At 55.7% G+C, this 17,310-nt stretch carries 15 protein-coding genes and 1 pseudogene; 3 read left to right on the top strand and 13 right to left on the bottom strand.

From position 1 onward, the window contains the following. Window positions 1-167: 167 nt before the first annotated feature. Window positions 168-1,004, top strand: a complete 837-nt coding sequence (locus JZX87_RS25780) for an alpha/beta fold hydrolase (protein ID WP_206828796.1) — start codon at window positions 168-170, stop codon at window positions 1,002-1,004. Between the two features lie 272 nt (window positions 1,005-1,276). Next, window positions 1,277-2,239 (top strand): helix-turn-helix transcriptional regulator, encoded by a 963-nt coding sequence (locus tag JZX87_RS25785; protein ID WP_353654259.1) that lies wholly within the window; start codon window positions 1,277-1,279, stop codon window positions 2,237-2,239. A gap of 16 nt (window positions 2,240-2,255) precedes the next feature. Here the strand turns inward: JZX87_RS25785 and JZX87_RS25790 are convergent, their stop codons facing one another. The 12 genes from JZX87_RS25790 to JZX87_RS25845 form a co-directional block, all read right to left on the bottom strand. Beyond that, entirely contained in the window at window positions 2,256-3,005 is a 750-nt protein-coding gene (locus JZX87_RS25790; RefSeq protein ID WP_206828759.1) for an SDR family NAD(P)-dependent oxidoreductase, read from the bottom strand. Between the two features lie 252 nt (window positions 3,006-3,257). Then, window positions 3,258-4,175 (bottom strand): MBL fold metallo-hydrolase, encoded by a 918-nt coding sequence (locus JZX87_RS25795; RefSeq protein WP_206828760.1) that lies wholly within the window; start codon window positions 4,173-4,175, stop codon window positions 3,258-3,260. A 250-nt stretch (window positions 4,176-4,425) separates the two neighbouring features. After that, entirely contained in the window at window positions 4,426-4,791 is a 366-nt protein-coding gene (locus JZX87_RS25800) for a response regulator (RefSeq protein ID WP_206828761.1), read from the bottom strand. A gap of 120 nt (window positions 4,792-4,911) precedes the next feature. Next, a complete protein-coding gene (locus JZX87_RS25805) occupies window positions 4,912-7,746 on the bottom strand; it encodes an MASE1 domain-containing protein (protein ID WP_206828798.1) in 2,835 nt (944 codons plus the stop codon). Window positions 7,747-7,921: 175 nt separating this feature from the next. Beyond that, complete coding sequence (locus JZX87_RS25810) at window positions 7,922-9,337, bottom strand: mechanosensitive ion channel domain-containing protein (RefSeq protein WP_286195073.1); 1,416 nt, start codon at window positions 9,335-9,337, stop codon at window positions 7,922-7,924. A gap of 159 nt (window positions 9,338-9,496) precedes the next feature. After that, window positions 9,497-9,928 (bottom strand): CBS domain-containing protein, encoded by a 432-nt coding sequence (locus JZX87_RS25815; RefSeq protein WP_206828763.1) that lies wholly within the window; start codon window positions 9,926-9,928, stop codon window positions 9,497-9,499. Between the two features lie 174 nt (window positions 9,929-10,102). Then, window positions 10,103-10,513 (bottom strand): cupin domain-containing protein, encoded by a 411-nt coding sequence (locus JZX87_RS25820; RefSeq protein ID WP_206828764.1) that lies wholly within the window; start codon window positions 10,511-10,513, stop codon window positions 10,103-10,105. A 71-nt stretch (window positions 10,514-10,584) separates the two neighbouring features. Continuing rightward, window positions 10,585-11,343 carry an SDR family oxidoreductase gene (locus JZX87_RS25825; protein ID WP_206828765.1) on the bottom strand — a complete coding sequence of 253 codons (759 nt, stop codon included), beginning with the start codon at window positions 11,341-11,343 and terminating at the stop codon, window positions 10,585-10,587. 35 nt (window positions 11,344-11,378) lie between these two features. Further along, window positions 11,379-12,194: an alpha/beta fold hydrolase gene (locus JZX87_RS25830; protein WP_206828766.1), complete on the bottom strand. Its 816-nt coding sequence runs from the start codon at window positions 12,192-12,194 to the stop codon at window positions 11,379-11,381. A gap of 282 nt (window positions 12,195-12,476) precedes the next feature. Next, complete coding sequence (locus JZX87_RS25835) at window positions 12,477-13,139, bottom strand: response regulator transcription factor (RefSeq protein ID WP_206828767.1); 663 nt, start codon at window positions 13,137-13,139, stop codon at window positions 12,477-12,479. Between the two features lie 152 nt (window positions 13,140-13,291). After that, window positions 13,292-13,810 (bottom strand): RrF2 family transcriptional regulator, encoded by a 519-nt coding sequence (locus tag JZX87_RS25840; RefSeq protein WP_286195074.1) that lies wholly within the window; start codon window positions 13,808-13,810, stop codon window positions 13,292-13,294. A 93-nt stretch (window positions 13,811-13,903) separates the two neighbouring features. Further along, window positions 13,904-14,650 carry a sensor histidine kinase gene (locus JZX87_RS25845; protein ID WP_206828769.1) on the bottom strand — a complete coding sequence of 249 codons (747 nt, stop codon included), beginning with the start codon at window positions 14,648-14,650 and terminating at the stop codon, window positions 13,904-13,906. A gap of 233 nt (window positions 14,651-14,883) precedes the next feature. Between JZX87_RS25845 and JZX87_RS25850 the strand changes: the two genes are divergently transcribed. After that, complete coding sequence (locus JZX87_RS25850; protein ID WP_206828770.1) at window positions 14,884-16,902, top strand: mechanosensitive ion channel family protein; 2,019 nt, start codon at window positions 14,884-14,886, stop codon at window positions 16,900-16,902. 202 nt (window positions 16,903-17,104) lie between these two features. Here the strand turns inward: JZX87_RS25850 and JZX87_RS32070 are convergent. Next, window positions 17,105-17,287 (bottom strand): annotated as a pseudogene (locus JZX87_RS32070) (MASE1 domain-containing protein); the annotation flags it as partial. Window positions 17,288-17,310 lie beyond the last annotated feature (23 nt).

A 17,310-nucleotide genomic window follows, 5' to 3' on the forward strand; every position in this document is an offset into this window, starting at 1 on the left:
CGACTCGCCCCTTTATCAATAACCGCCTCCCCGCGCCGGCGATGCCGTTCCGCCGTGGCTTCTTGGTTGCCGGCCTCTCTGCGCCAATTCTTGCAGCAGCGCCATTGAGCGCTTCTGCAAAAACAAACGAGAAAAGGGGTATGAGCACCAGTAGTGCGAGCGAAAATATCAATTACGTGACCACCACCGATGGCATTGAGATTTTCTACAAAGACTGGGGGCCGAGAGATGCTCAGGCGATCGTCTTTCACCATGGGTGGCCACTATCATCGGACGACTGGGACGCTCAGATGTTGTTCTTCCTCGGCAAAGGTTATCGCGTGATTGCGCATGACCGCCGCGGTCACGGGCGTTCAGGCCAACCCAGCGACGGTCATGACATGGAGCACTACGCAGCAGACTTCGCCGCCGTCGCAAAACATCTGGATCTTCGAGACGCGATCCACATCGGTCACTCCACGGGCGGAGGCGAGGCCACCCACTACGTCGCCAGACATGGTGAACCCCATGGGCGAGTCGCGAAGCTGGCTCTTATCGGTGCTGTACCTCCGATCATGGTCAAGACGGTGAATAACCCTGGCGGGCTCCCGATTGAGGCTTTCGATGATCTTCGTACCCAGCTTGCCGCCAACCGATCCCAGTTCTATTTCGATCTGCCGAGCGGCCCATTCTATGGATTCAATCGGGATGGCGTTAAACCGGTCGATGCGATCATTCATAACTGGTGGCGGCAGGCAATGATGGGCGCTGCCAATGCACACTATCTCGGCATCAAGGCGTTTTCGGAAACCGATTTCACGGAAGATCTGAAAATTATCACTGTGCCGACACTTGTCTTACACGGTGATGACGACCAGATCGTTCCGATCGCCGACTCTGCACCCCTCTCCGCCAAGCTACTCAAGCACTCCACACTCAAGACATACGCAGGCCTGCCGCACGGAATGTGCACGACGCACGCCGATGTAATCAACGAAGACCTGCTTGCTTTCGTTAGAGGCTGAGCAGCGCCGGGAGGCGGCGCATGACCCGTGCCGCCTTCTCTACTCTCATTGACTTAATCCTATGAAAAAGTCTGGTATCATAGCGATGAAAGCTAATCGACCTACCATTCGGTTTGAGCGCCTTCACTATTGACGGGGATGCTATACGAAGTCGTTAAGTCGCTACGAACAACAGCTTAGATGATATAATCCAACGACTGATACCTTCTGCGCCTCCTGTTGCATATCATCCTTCTACGTCTCCAACAAAGAGCCGAAGGAAGGATACACTCGTGGCTCACACGACGACCAAGAAATACACGTCCGATATTGAAAAGAGCGTCCTTGAAGAGGACGCAATGGACGCTCCCGATCAACCTGCGCCGCCAGTTCAGGCAGACGTCGAAATGGAACGCGTCCTGCGAACCGCGCCGTTGACATCCTTTAGCGTGCACGATCCCTTCGAAACCCGGCTTGCCCGCTGGAAACATCAACCGTTCCATGATGTCGTGAAACCGATGTCCGACCATGTCGTGATGACATATCTCGGCGCGATGCAGCGTCTTGAGCGCAAATCTGGGCGGGACCACCACTCATCCGTGGGGCGGCGGGGCACAATAACTTTCATACCAGCCGGATCCAGCTCACGCTGGGACATACATGGCCCGATGGATATTGTGCAGGCTTACATGGCGCCCGAACTGCTCGAGCAGATCGCCAAGGAATGTCCTGGCCCCACGACCTCCCTGATGGAAAGTACGGCGCGACCCGACAGCTTACTGGCAACGCTTCTCGAGAGGTCGATTGAGCCTTCAGTTGAACCGGCATATCTGGAAAATCTATATCGTCAGCAGCTAACGACGTTGATTGCAATTCACGTCGTCAAAGCCCACCGAGATATCGCTGATTCCTTCAGGAACATCTCGGGGGGGCTTTCTCCATACGTCTTGCGAATGAGCCTCGAACGGCTCTCCTCGGACGATGATAAAGACGTCTCGCTTGGGGCGCTCGCAGGCGGAGCGAACCTCTCGCGTTTTCATTTCTGCCGGGCCTTCAAGAAAAGTACAGGTGTCAGCCCACATGAATGGCTACGTCAACGGCGGATGGAGCAAGCGATGGCGATGCTTCGCGATCCGCGTTTACAGGTAACCGAGATTGCAGAACGACAGGGTTACGCGACGCTGACGGCTTTCAGCCTCGCATTCAAACGTCATACAGGCATGACACCCAGCGAATGGCGAAGGGCTGCCCTGTGACGCCTTCTGATAGATCTCAGACCAGCGTCATGCCGCCGTCAACGTGAAGCTCGATCCCATTGACGAAACTTCCAGCATCAGATGCAAGAAACAGCGCCGCGCGCGCAAGCTCCTCTGGCCGACCCATGCGCCCGGCCGGGATAAGCGACGCCATATGCTGCTCAAAGTCCGGGAGCTGGTCTTCAGAAACGCCGAGCTTGCCCAAAATTGCGGTCTCAACAGGTCCGGGGCTCAATATGTTGACCCTGATTTTCCGTGGTTTCAGCTCGATTGCCCAATTTCGAGCGAAGGCAGAAACCGCCGCCTTGGATCCCGCATAGACACTGTGATCAGGCAGTACCTTTGTTGCGGCGAGCGAACTTGTGACGATGATATTGCCGCCATCCCGGATCAACGGCGCCATCGCCTGCACTCCGAAGAAGACACCCCGCGTGTTGATGGCGAAGTGCTTGTCATATTCTTCCGGCGTCACCGTGCTGGAGGCCGTGAGAGTGATGACGCCGGCATTGGCCATGTAAACATCAAACTTACCGAATTTCTCGGCAATCATTTCGGCCAGTTTCTGGTGATGCTCCAGATCGGCGGTATCACCGACGAAACCCACAGCTCCGCGACCAATTTCGTCGACTGCCCGGGCGACTATATCCGCCCGCCGGCCAGTGATGATGACTTGCGCGCCTTCATCGGCAAAGAGTTGAGCAGTGGCTTTGCCGATCCCGCTATTGCCGCCGGTTATGACGGCAATTTTGTTCTTGAGATGCTGCATTGTTCTGTTTCCATTGAAATTGAGCGGAATCCAATTGCCGATGCGCTCTCACGCACGGGCTTGGATCTTTCTTGTGAAAACCTGTGCCATCGAACGTTGCGATCGACTGGCAATCGGAAAGGTCGCCACAGACATCGCACGTCTGCGGGGCAAACACCGAATGTTCACTAAGCGACTGACCGAATAGGAAGTGCCGTATGCGATGAGGTCTTCGACCAATCGCATACGGCACCAAGCTTTAAAGCTGTTGGATCAGTAATCCCAGAAGACGGGGACCCAACGGAAGGCTTCGCCGTCTGTCGCCACTCGGCCAACCGATGGAAAAGGCAAGTGCGTCGCAACCAGCTGTTCGCCGGTGTCGGCCAGCTCCCTCAGAAGCTTCAACCGGACCCGGGCGGCCTCCTCCGGGTCGTGCTCGAAGCCATTGTACCAGTCGGGATGATCAAAACCGACCGCGAAGATCGCATCGCCAGCGAATGTCAGCCGGTCGCCGCCCGATGAAAGACGCACGACACTGTGCCCTGGCGTGTGTCCGCCTGTACGGTAAATGACGATCCCCGGTGCGACTTCATACTCATCTTCGAACGAGTTGATGAGGTCTCGATATTCTGCAGCGAACTTCTTGGCTGCGGCGCGGAGTGCGGCAGGAAACCCCTGCGGCATATTCACATGCGTGAAGTCCGGATTTTCCCAGAAGTTGAGTTCGGCAGCCGCAACGTGAATTCGAAGATCGGAACGCAGCCGTTCCTTGACACCTTCCACGAGGAGCCCGCCGACATGATCCATGTGCATATGAGTGATGATGATGTCGGTGACGGATCCGAGATCGACACCGGCCGCTTCGAGCCGCCTGACCACCTGCCCGGCCCTCGGCAGGTTCAGATCCGGGTCAAGTCCAAGACCGACGTCGATGAGTATCGTCTGCTCGCCGTGGCGGACGAGAACGACGTTCAACGACCAGTCGAACGCGTCCTGGGGCAGGAACATTTCGCCAAGCCAGGCCGCACGCTCGGACGCTTGCGCATTGTGCCCCAGCATCTTTGTGGGAAGCGGAAGAACGCCGTCGCTGATGACCAGCACTTCGATCTCACCGATCTGAACGGCGTAACGCGACGGAACGAGTTCTTCCGTTCTAACTTGATCGGCGCGTAAAGCGTTAACTGCGCTCATGCTTGTCTCCTATTGATCTAGAATACGTGGAATTTTCACAGTGCTTCGTCGTGGAGTGCTCCCGTATTGCGATGTCTGAGCATCCGGGATGACGAGCCTGCGCATCAGATTGTAGGTTCGTGCCCGCCGGCGGTCGATTAGGCCCTCTACGAGGGCGGCCTAGCCATTGGGCTATAGCGAGTATGCATTCCGCTTAGACTATCACCGTAAGTGCCAGTGCGCGGTGAGCTGAGGGCACTCTCGCCAGGATTTAGCTATGCGTTGCCAGCGCTCTTCGGATCGACTCCAGCAAGGCGTGACCATCGAAGGGCTTTCGCAAGATCTTCTCAGCGCGGGATGATTTTCGATCCGACTTCTCGTGCCTGCCGCTTATTAGAAATATTGAAATGTGAGGATGTTTTTCCTCGACACAGGCCTGCAATTCGAAACCGTCCATATCCGGCATGCCGATATCGGTGATCAGAACGTTGATCTCGTTAAGACCGGCAGCCAGAAACGCAGCGGCAGACGAGAAGGTCCGTGGGGTAAACCCGGCTGATTCCAGGAGCTCTTGGAGAGACTCAAGCACTTGTGGATCATCATCGACAACTGCAATCACTGCCGCGCGTTGGTTCATATTCTCCTCCATAGACCGCGGCATGCCCCGTATTCGCTATCGACCGGTCTGCTATCCAATTGAAACTGTTTGCGATGCAAGGTTCGGGGCGAGCAATAAGAACGCACTGAACGCTTGCAGTTAACCGATGGGATCCAGTGCGGCTCGCAAGGTGAAAATGAAGATCGCGCCCTGGGGTTCATTTTTTTCAGTCCACAATTGGCCGCCGTGTGCTTCGACAATCGAACGAGAGATCGAAAGACCCATCCCCATCCCTTGGTCCTTGGTCGTGAAAAAGGGTTCGAAGATCTTGGTTGGAAATTGAACGCCTCGACCGCAATCGCTGACGGACACTTGAACCAAATCCGCGTTTCGCCGAACCTTCACCGTCACTGTTTTTCTATTCGACACGGAGGTCATTGCATCCATTGCATTACGGACGAGGTTCATGACGACCTGCTGGATTTGGACGCGGTCGAAGGGGGCAAGTATCAGGCCGACTTCTAGATCGATCTCAATACGTATACCGCGACGCGAAGCTTCGGAGGCCAAAAGATCTCGAATTTCGAAGATAATCTTGTCGAGGGAAGTGCTGTCTCGCGTATCTCTATCCTGCTTGAACAGAGCGCGGATACGGCTGACCACATCGGCGGCCGAGTTAGCGCTGTGAATGATGCGATCGACCGTTTTTTTTGCTCTTTCGATGTTCGGCGGGTCCATCGTCATCCAGCGCTGGCAGGCATTCGAATAGTTCATCACTGCAGCCAGTGGCTGATTGACCTCATGCGCGATAGACGCAGACAACTCCGCAAGACTTGCAGCCTGGCTGGCGCGCGCCAAGCTGTCCTGCGCCATGCGGAGGTTTTCCTGGGCCCAGACCTCTCCGTCGATGTCGAGGCAAATCACATTCCATTGGACGATGTCTCCCGCATCGTTCCGCATCGGAGCTGCTCGGGTCTCTACCCACCGATATTCTCCATCATGTCGTCGCAGCCGATGTCGCCGGGCATATGGCTCGCCCGTCGTCAGGCAATGATGATATTGTTCCTTGACGCCAGCGACATCGTCAGGATGCACACCTGAATCGAGAGTTCCATCGAGGCGGGTTTTCCCGCTGCCATCCAGCGCATCGAGATTGTAACCCAAGAACTCTCTAAGCTGTTGGCTGCGGTAGAGCGGCTCTCCGTCCGGCCCCGCACAATCGATCATCGCGGGTAATGTTTCCACCAACTGCCATAGGAAGCGTTCTCGCTCGCGTAGCGCCTCCTGGGCCTTCATCTCTTCCTCAATATCGATCGACGCAATATACCATTGAACGATTGCGCCATCTTTTCCTTTCAACGGTTGCGCCCGCGCCTCGATCCAGCGGTAGCTTCCATCCGTCAATATCCGGCGAAAACGGTTGATGAACGGCTCACCAGTTACAAACCCGTGCTTGGCCTTGGCGAACATGACAGGAAGGTCGTCTGGATGAACGACTTCCCGGGCCAGGGCATCAAAGTCTTTGACATGAGGAGACGGCGTCCCTGCCTGACTCAAGTACCGTTGGCTCGCATAGGTCATTCGACCTGAAGGCGAGAAGCTCAATACGTTGAACGGAACAGCCTCTAGCATTTGCTCCAACTGTTGCTTGCTTTGGTGAAGCGCCTTATCCGATCGAACCTGATCTTCGATGTCCTGGGATAGCCCGTACCACTGGATAATCTTGCCGTCGTCGCCGCGAAGCGCTTCCGCCCGTCCTGCGACCCAACGATAAATGCCATCCTTCCCGCGGAGGCGGTATTTTAAGGAAAATGGGTCGCCAGTTTTAAACGAGTGCTGAAGAGTCGCGGCGAAAGCTTCCGCGTCTTCAGGGTGGACCAAGGCTTCGATAAATGCAGAAAGCCCCTTTTTCTCCGAAGTGTCATAGTCACCGACGTCCAGTCCGAAGAAATCGACGACCCGTTGGCTGAAGAATACCGGATCACCTTCCGCACTTAGTCGCCACAAGTAACTCGGCACCATGTTGACAAGCTGTGAGAACTCCCGCTCCCGGTTCCGAAACGTTTCGACGCTGTCCTCTAATGTGCGTAAAGCGAGCTGATGCTCTCTTGAAACGGCGGCGACCACGAGTGCCGAAAAGGCTGAAATCGCCAGGAAGAGCTGGAGCATGACCTGCCGATGCTTCTCCGTCAGTTGATCGTCGATGACCTGGTCGCTGTTCGATACGGTGAATAGAACCGTGAACACCGCGAGTATGGCGAGTGCCACGGCGGCGCCTTTGAATTCGAAGCGGACTGCAGCCCAGAGCAAGGGCGGCATGATGATGTAGGCGAATGGAAGATAGCCGCTCAGTGTCAATGCGGCGAGAGCGAGAAGAACGAGGCACAGCGCACCAGCTTCTATCAGACGTTGGATCGAAATCCGGTTGGCATCTCGCCAGCTCTGAAAAACCACCAGCGCAAGCGGAGCAACGATCAGCACTCCGGTCGCGTCTCCAATCCACCAAAGCGGCCAAGCCGTAGTAAAAGATTGCGACTGAATGTCGAACCATGCAAGAGCTGCGCTTCCAACCGTCGCGCTGATGATCGGCGCCACCCCTCCTCCGAAAACGATAAGGGTCACGACCTCCTTCAACGTCTCAAATCGGTGGCCTCGCCCGGCGACGCGATGCACAATCCAGGCCCCGCTCATCGCCGCCAGCGCGTTGCCTATGTACATCACAGCTGCAGCGACAAACGGGCTATGAAACCACAAAGCGTTCGCAGCGAGTTCGGCGCCTGCGCCCGATACAATCCACCACGGCCACGTACCTTTCCCCGCAAACAGGAGTGTTGCGATAAAGAGGCCGCCGGGCGGCCATACTGAGATGCCCGTGCCTGGCACGACCGCCAGCATTTGAGCAAACCCACAGCCAAGGAGATAGGCGAAAAAGAATAATCCTAGATACCGTGCATCCGGTGATCGGGACAGGAAAGGCTTTATTGCCTCGACCATCCGCCGAGACAATGTACCGTCGTTCAAGGGCCCACCAATATCCAAGACCAACGCTCCCCTTCAGCCAGAACATCAAGGTCCGGTGACAATCGGACTTGATCAGTGTTCAACGGCTAGAGGGAAATGATAGCTTGAAAAAATCGATGGCGAACCTGTTCCGAAGGCTAGGTTTTGATTAGTTGGTGAAGATTGTACGGATCGATCTCAGAAGAGCGTGCGGCGTATGATCATCTTTCGCATCTGCATGAGCGACGCGCCGGGCTTCTTCCTCATGCATCACCAGCCTTGCAGCAATCTCGTTGGCCAGTTCAGGCCGGCTTCTGAACAGATCTGAGAGATCATCGCGACTAATCTCCCATATTTTCACGGCGGATATAGCCGTAAGGCTGCAGTCCTTTAGTGATGATGACAAGCTCGCGTCGCCATAGAAATCACCCGGTGAAAGGCGTCTTTGCTCCAATCCATCATGCATCACCGCGACGACACCGGAATCAATCACGAAAATCGAGGAAGGTTGCTTGCCCTGGGGCATTATCGAGGCGCCCTGTGCAAAGACCCGCGATCTGACAGACTGGGCAAGCAGATCCTTGTCTGCCCTGGCGAGTGTTGCGAATATTGTATTTTGGTCGATGAGCTCGATGAACCGCTCTTCGGCGGGCTGGTGCGGATCGGCTCCGCTTGTTGTATCCGCGAAAAGCAAAGAAGACGCGGACGGTGCGAGTTGCAGGCCGGCCGCCCTACAATGCCGATGAAGCAGATCGATGATCTCGTTTCGAGCTTTTGCCATCCGCATAGGATCCTTAACACGTGCATAGATGTCCGCGTCGACGGCATTGGCATCGATACTTTTCAGGGCGACCATCGGCGCCGGATCTTTGATAATCAAGTTGCAGCCGGCCAGAGCAGTGTTAAGTACAGCCTCGATCGCCGAGGGTGTTCTTGTCGGCTTGATCCTCACATTCAATTGCAGAAGATGCGTCTCTGTCGGCCGGCTGACATTAGTGAGGCCGAGCTTGGCCAGTGCACTATTCGGCAAAACGACGACATTATTGGCTATCGTCAATATTTGTGTCGAGCGCCACGTGCTGGCGACCACTCGCCCCTCCATGCCGTCGTTAAGGCGTATCCAGTCTCCGAGTGCAAATGTGCGACCAAGCGTTAGAGCGATGCCGGAGAAAACGTCGCCCAAAGTGTTTTGCAGAGCAAGCCCGAGCGCGATGGCAATTACACCGGAGGTCGCGATCAAGGTTCCAACCGGCAACCGAAATACGAATGCGAGAGCCGATAGCGTGACGCACAAATAGACGCCGCCGACAACAATGTCTTGGAGAAGCCGCGCTTCACGCGGCCGGCCTTCGAGCACGAGATAAATGCGCACAAATCCGATGACGGCCCAGGAGAGGTGCAACCACCATAGCATCTGCCCAAGAATGACGAAAAACGTATGCTCATCACCCGATTGAAAACCACCTGATTGACCAAGCGGGATCCGCCCGAAAACAAGGACCGATGTCATGGCGCCGAAAAATACGATTTGCACGACGAGCCGCAGGTTCGAGCGGGCCGGACCAATAAGCTTCCAGACGATCATTCCGGCAATGCCGAGAATGATAAGCCATGCAACAGGATCGCTGGCCAGATCACCATATTGAACTTGTGGCATATCGATTTTTCCCCGAACCTGTAGTGGATTGCTGAATGGGTGTCGTGCTTGTGTTAAATCCGGGGCGCTACACTGGCAAAGGAGCCGTCAGTAGCCGATCCCGGCGATATAATTCTCCATCATTTTCTCCTGCAGCTGCTCTTGTTCGTAGAGCACTTTCAGAACATCCCGCATATCGAGTACTCCGAGAGGTTTAGCCTCGGCGCTGAGAACCGGCATGTTTTGGAGGCGATTACTGATCATGACTTGCCAGGCCGCCTGCAGATCATCCGCCGGATGACAGGCAATGATTTTGGGGCTCATGAGCTCTTCGACCGAGTTCGACCGTCCGTGATCGGCAATGTGACGGATGAGATCGGATTTGCTGAGCACACCCTTTGCTCTGCCATCGGGTGAGCAGACAATCGCGAGCCCGATGCCGGGAATGGTGAGAGTTGCAGCGGCGTTATGCACCGTGGCCGCTACATCTATAATCTTCAAGCGAGCCGAGATCATCGGGTAGAGTTTTTCGATGCGCATCGCATTCTCCTGACGAGACCGCGCAGCTGCCGGATCCGTCTTCTATTGCGAAATGTCAACCGGAGTGGCGCGGCGGCAGCACCACTCCGGTTAGCCGGCGATCGTCGTGCTCAATGCGGGACAATCACCGAAATCGCCCGCGGGCTGCGCCGCGCGGACGGATTGTTGGCAAACTTACTTCTCGTAGTTCGTGAGATTGGTTTCGGACGTATCGACCACGAAGACCGCCAGAAGACGCGCACGTTCGGTCTTGCTTGCGTTTTCGCTAACCGCGTGGTGATCGCCCGGGTATTCAGAAAAGTTCTCGCCCGCATGGTAGACTGTGACGGGCCCGCCGTTGACCTGGCTGGTGATCGCACCTTCCAGGACAGTCGCATAGATGAAAGCCGAGTCCGGATGGGTGTGTGCTGGAGAGGAGCCACCGGGTGCATATTCGACGAGCACACCCTTCAAGCTTTTTCCCGGAACATTCGGAAGCGGTTGGTCATATACGACCTTCACATCCTCGCCTACAGCGTCATGGGCTGCAACAGATGCGGCCAACGACAGCACGCATGCACTCGCGCAGATGAGCAGTTTCAACATGGTCAGTTTCCTTATTCGTGAGAAGTCCGTCTGGACGATTTCGGTGCCAAGCGGACCTGAGACAGAGCCACTTACTTTTGCTGTGCCGAGTTAGATTTCAGCCAGTCCTCGAAGCGGATATCGCCGAGATGAGCGCCGGCATCCGGTACCAGCGTCCGGTCGTCGATCTCGACTTCGAAGTAGCGGGCCGTCGGATCAGCCGTGACAGTGCGTGGATCGTTTGTCGCCTTCAGATACAGCGCAATGAACTCGTTCATCGGTCCGCGGTCCGGGCCGGCGATCTCGGTGATGGAGTTCATCGGTTGGCCGACCGCGACCTTTGCCATCGCGTCCGCTACGTTGTCAGCCGCGATGGGCTGGAATGCGCCTGTCGGTGCCCGAACGATCGAGCCCTCGGTTGCAGACTGTGCGATAGCACCGACAAACTCGAAGAACTGGGTCGCATGAACGATCGTGAAAGGGATGCCGGATTTCTGGATATGCTCTTCCTGGAGGAGCTTTGCACGAAAATAGCCCATTGCCTGCATCCGGTCGGTGCCAACAACCGACAATGCAACATGATGGCGCACCCCGGCCTTCTTTTCCGCCGCAAAGAGATTGCGCCCTGCCGCTTCGAAAAAGTCCATTGCTGCCTTTTCCTCGAACGAGGGAGAGTTTGCCAGATCAATCACGACCTCTGCTCCGGCAAGAGCTTCATCCAAGCCCTCTCCGGTAACGGTGTTCACGCCGGAATTCGGCGAGGCGGCGAGGACGTCGTGTCCCAGCTTGGAAAGCCTTGCGACGGTCTTAGAGCCGATAAGCCCTGTGCCTCCGATGACGACGATTTTCATGTAGGATCTCCTTGTTAGAGTCGTGTGAATGATATTCAGTTGGAGCCGTGGACAGGCGTGGCCTCTTGGCTCTCTCGCGCTGCTTGCTCGATAATCGAGACCACTTCCTTCGGCCTCGACACAATCAGAGCGTGCGAGGCGCCGTCGAGTACGACAGTTTTCCGGGCATGGGCGCGTTTCGCCATGAAGCTCATGACCGCTGGCGGAATGCAGAGGTCGCGCGCACCGTAGATCGCGTAGGACGGCAGCAGCTTCCAGGATGCTCTCTTCGTCGGCTCAGCCAGTGCGGCTTCGGTAACCGGTCGTTGCGTGACCGCCATCTGTTCGGAAATCGGCTGGGGAACGTCTGCCGCGAATTGATCGTGGAACAGGTCGGGTCGGATATAGAGATCCCGGTTCCCATCCGGCAATGCAACGGTGTTCAGCGTCTTTGGCAGCGTACTTCCTGGAAATTTCGAAGAAAGGCTGCTGCTCGATTCTCCTACGTCGGGTGCGAAGGCTGCGACGTAGACGAGCGCCTTGACGTTAGGGCTGTCGTTCGCAGCCTCGGTGATGACTGGCCCTCCGTAGGAATGACCGACGAGAATGACCGGCCCCGGCACTGAACGCAGATAACTTGCGACAGCTGCGCCATCGTTGACGACGCCACGTAGCGGGTTGGCCGTAGCAATGGTTTTATACCCATCCTTGTTCAGCTCATCGATGACGTGGTTCCAGCTCGACGATTCTGCGAATGCGCCGTGTACGAGCACGATCGTCGGCTTGGGTGAAGCATCCCCGGCAAAACCGAAGGCGCACGCCGCAACACTCATTACAATGCTGAGTAAAAGAGTTTTGATCGCGTTCCGCATCTGCTTCTCCCATCGAACGTTTTCGCTGAGGGGAGATTGCGCGATAATGCTCCTTCGGCATATCGAGCCTTGGACGAGGTCATATAGTCCCAAAGGCGAGGTCGCGCACCTCGTATGAATTGAACATCCCGCACCATAGTGAGTGAAGCATCGCGGCACGTCAGGGAGGCTTACACGGTCGGCAGCTATAGAAGGATTTCTGCTATAATAAACTGAGACAATAGCCAGCGCGCGGGCCGACCGATATCGATCGGCAACCGGCCTGATGTGATCAGGAAAAAATTAGGAAGATAATGGTATTGAAGAGGCGTCCCGTAACGAGGACGGCAAGGCGTCCCAGACTCGGATGAGTTCCCCCACCGAAATGGTCTGCATCTTCCTCATGACGTTGCTACGGTGGAGCTTGACGGTAGCCTCGCTGATGCCCAGATCAAAAGCAATCTGCTTGTTGAGCCGACCAAGCGCTACCTCATAGAGGATCTGCTTTTCACGCGGCGTCAAGGTCGCAAATCGAGATGTGTGCTCATGCGTATTTACCGCAAGCTTGCGTTGCTCGACATCTCGTTTAATCCCAACAACCACTGCATCGAGCAAGGTCTGATCCCGCACGGGTTTGGTAAGAAAATCGACTGCCCCCGCTTTCATCGCCTGCACTGACATGGGAATGTCGCCGTACCCGGTGAGGAACACAATCGGTTTGGTTTTACCCTGCTCGCAAAGCTGGTGCTGGAGGTCAAGGCCGCTTGATCCCGGCATTCGTACATCCAGAACCAGGCAGCCTGGCCGGTCAGGAAGTGCCGCGGTCAGAAGCTCACGTGGCGATGAAAAACAAATCACGTCCAGACCGACGGATTCAATCAACTCCTGCAACGAATTCCGAACGTCCGCATCGTCATCGACAACGATTACCAGCGGGCTATCGGCGATAAGAGCCGCCGCCGTCATTGCCGGTCCCTCCGGCGGGTGTTCATCGCTTTCTTGTCATCATCAGAAACTGGACAATCACTCATGACCCTTCCCCACAAATCCATAGTCAGAATGCCATTTCGTTGGAGGCGGATTGCTTTCGCGCGCAGCACTTCCATTGGCGCGGAGCGCTAATTCAAGGTCGATCCGCCGGGGCCTTTTGAAACGGCTCTGCTTTCTATCCACCGATCGATGTCCTCGTAGAATTCTGCAGGCGCCTTACGGCCAAATTCCTCGGCGATATCGGCTAAAGACTGACTTGCCAAAGCCTCGCGCATCGCTTTCTCTGCACGCAACATCACGGCATGGATTGCACAAACGCCTTTTGTTGCCCAACGCGGAGGCTTCCCGTCAAAGGCCGCACAGCGACCGCGAATCTCCTGACAGTCGAAAAGAGGTTTTTTTCCCTCGATCGCATCCACGACCTCCAGCACACTGATCTGATCAGGCGATCTAGCTAGCCGGTACCCCCCCTTCACCCCCTCAAATGCGGCTACGATGCCGGCACGCTCAAGCTTCGGGAAGGTTTTCGCCAGAAAACTGGGAGAAATTCCTTGTAAGTCAGCGAGATCCCGGCTGCTGAGAGGCTTGTCTGGGGATCCCATCAGCCACATCAGGCAATGCAAACCGTATTCAACTCCAACCGTCATATGAGCCATAACGCGGACTATATTTGTCCGCGTTCATTTTGGCAAGTGTCAAGTTGCCGTCTCACTTTTAGCTATCTGCACTCAAGGTTGAAATCATGTGATCCCGTAGGCTGGCAGGGTCATAGTAATCCGTGTGCCGACACCAGGCTCGCTTTCAAGCTGGATGTCGCCATCCGCCGCCTGCACGAAAGTTTTAACGGCGGACAGCCCATAGCCGCCGTCGCGCGATGACCGTGTTGTGAACAAAGGTGTGAAAGCCCGCTCGAGCGTTTCCCGCGTCATACCCAGACCATCATCGGCGACTACGATTTCAACGCCAGCGACGCCAGCCGCAACTAGCGCCCGTGCAGCTAGCAGTATCGTGCCGCCGTCCGGCATCGCATCACGCGCGTTGACAATCAGGTTCAAAAGCACCGTCTGGAAACCAATCACATTGCATGCCAAGCGAGGCAGGTTTGGCTCTGCCTGAACTTCGAAATGAATTTCGGGCTCCCAGATTTTTTCAAGCAAGGCTTTCAAATCGAACAAGCAAGTTCCCACACAAACACTATCGATCGGCGTATAGCCACCGCGAGCCGATCGAAGAGACTGGCGAACGAGACCGCCGGCACGTTCCAGCGACGCCTGAGCGCTCAAAATGATTTGCGAAGCCCGCTTATCGCGAGAAATGCAGCGACTACGCGACAAAATATTGAAAGCGGATGTCGCGACCTGAATTAGATTGCCGAGATCGTGGATGACGGCTGCCATAGGCTCGTGGACAGCGTGTGTTTCATACGCGGCATTTGCCGAAAGCGTCGGCCGAGGCTCTGCAGGCGAGACTGGCTCTGATTGCAGCATTTTGTCCTCCGGATCTACTGTGATGGCTCGTTACATACGGAACTGCTCCGAAGCCTAGAGGAAAAGACGCTTTGTATCGACCTCGCAATCGACCCAAGCAGACCATACGGAAGGCTAGGTTCCCTACCGCTTTCGATGTTGCCCAGCACGGACCTACCGATAGGGGCTATCGTGCCTAGCAATTTGGTGAGGTGGCGCACTCCTTAGGAGGATGAGGCCCTACGCCCGTCCAGATGGGCGATGACGTCAAAGCAATGCATCATCCTGCAACCCACCAATCGCCATATCCGACGGCGCAGGCTCGTGAGTTCCATATGAAATTGCTGCTAACACTCATTCTCATACTTTGCTCGAACCCAATCGCTGAGGCCACGGTGACCATTTCCAAACTCGATGATGAGCGGGCAAGTACGTTTGAGCAGCCGACGATGCCTACATCTTCGACATCAAACCTTTTCTCTCAAGCCGCTCCCGCACCTGACGAAGATGCAGCTGTTGGTATCGTAAGCTGGGAGAAGCGTACGCGGGCCAGGATACACGCGGTTCTTTTAGCAATTAGCCTCATTCCGCACGAGGCGCGCCGCGCGCTAGAAATCCTTGTAAGTGACGTGACGGAAAATGGTTATTTGCCAGTCTCCGCTGCCTTCGCCCTGCTGGTTGCCGCAGGCGCGGCGGCGGAGCGATCAGTACGTCGGAACCGGCTGAATCACTGGGATGGACTGGAGCAATACCTCCCATCACTTGTCCTCTCGGTGCTCATTGCACCACTCTATTTTATCGTGAATCTTCCGCTCTCCGTCCGTCTCATTGCTGGCTCATATCTCCTTTTATTCGTGGCCTACCGCTTTGCTTCAGCCTTGGTTGACCATGTAGCGCTTTACCCAGTCCGCCGGAAACTCAAGACCGTGATCGGCTTGTCGCTGTTTACCGCCGCCGCAATTATGGTAGGCGACGTGCTGCTTATCGATCCGGACGTAATCACAGCGATCGAGGTCCTGGCTTCCTGTGTGATATTGATGCTCGTCATGAGGTTGACCTGGACCACGGCAGGTCGCGATGCGGCCGTGAACACGGCGCTATCACTCTATACCGTGGGCGCTTGGCTCCTTTGGTGTTTGGATGCGCGCGCGTTTTTCTGGTTGAGCGTATATCCAGCGCTACTTCCACCAATCCTGCGCTCGATTACGCGTGTCGTGCAGGACGTCGCCTGTAGAAAGCTTCATATTCCGGTTTCAAACAGCCGGACGATCTTGCTTGTGCGCGGAGGGAGGGCATTCGTTCTAGCGTTGGCTCTTGCATGGCTCGCGTTTGTCTGGGAGACCGACATCAATTTCCCGGGTCACGATATCCCACTAGTTCATCGCGCCCTTTACGGTCTCGTGCGGGGAGCGCTCGTGCTTCTCGTCGCTGACATTATCTGGCACCTCGCCAAGGTCGCCATAGATCGAATGCTCGCCCAGCAAAGCCTGTCGTCGGCTGAACCGCACGAAAATGGTGAAATTGAGCATTCCACGCGTCTGCAAACGTTACTCCCGATCCTACGAAACGTGCTCGCCGTCGTCATTTTTGTCGTTTCGGGCCTGACGATCCTCGGACAGATCGGCGTCGATATCGGGCCGCTTGTCGCAGGAGCGGGTATTATCGGAGTGGCAATAGGCTTTGGATCACAAGCGCTGGTACGCGACATTATAAGTGGCTTTTTCTATTTGTTCGACGATGCTTTCCGGGTCGGCGAATACATACAGGCGAAGGATTATCGAGGGACCGTCGAGGGTTTCAGCCTCCGCTCTGTCAAGCTAAGGCATCATCGAGGTCCGATTTTCACTGTTCCCTTTGGAGAGCTGGGGGCCGTGGAGAACATGAGCCGCGACTGGTCCAAGACCAAAATACTGGTCACCGTTCCTTATGACACGGATCTCGAAAAAGTTCGCAAGATCGGAAAGGCTATTGGCCAGGCGTTGCTCGCGGACCCGGAAGTGGGCCGTTTCTTCCTCGAGCCACTAAAGCTAAAGGGTGTCGAAGATTTTGCCGAGTATGGAATCGTGATCAGCTTCGCGATGATCACCGTGCCAACCGCCCAACAGAGCTTCATCAAACGCACAGCCTACGCATCGCTCCGGAAAGCCTTCCAGGAAAATGGGGTGACTTTTGCCCAGCCGACAGTCAACATCGGCGGAAAGGATTCTCCGGATCTCATAGCTGCCAGTTGGGAACACCAGCGAGCAAAAGCATCAGGCCAAGCGAACGGCTAAAGTTGTCGACTAATGCAGTAGAACGTTTCTTCCGCCTTGATGAGATCCGAACCAGCGACCTGTTATTCGCTCTCGCTAATCACTTGATACCTCGACGCCGGTGTGTTGGCAAATGGCGCCGACACTACCGGAACCTATGTCGTCGTCCCCTGATGTTTGTTTCAATCTCGTGTCTCCCGCGGTCTTTCCGAGCAGCTTCACAGGGCCAAATTTGCTTCGAAGTGAGAATTAAGGTCGCGATGAAAACGCCGGCCGGTGGCCATATGGCGACCGTAATTTCCGGCACGATTGCCAGCGCGTCGGCAAATCCACATCCCAGGACATACGCGAGGAAGAATAGTCCCAGGTGCAGAAAGCTGGGGCGGCACGACCATACGGACATCATCTGCTGCTCCTCGCGGACTAAGG

Source organism: Agrobacterium sp. Ap1, assembly GCF_017313375.1.
Classification (GTDB): Bacteria; Pseudomonadota; Alphaproteobacteria; order Rhizobiales; family Rhizobiaceae; genus Neorhizobium; species Neorhizobium cellulosilyticum.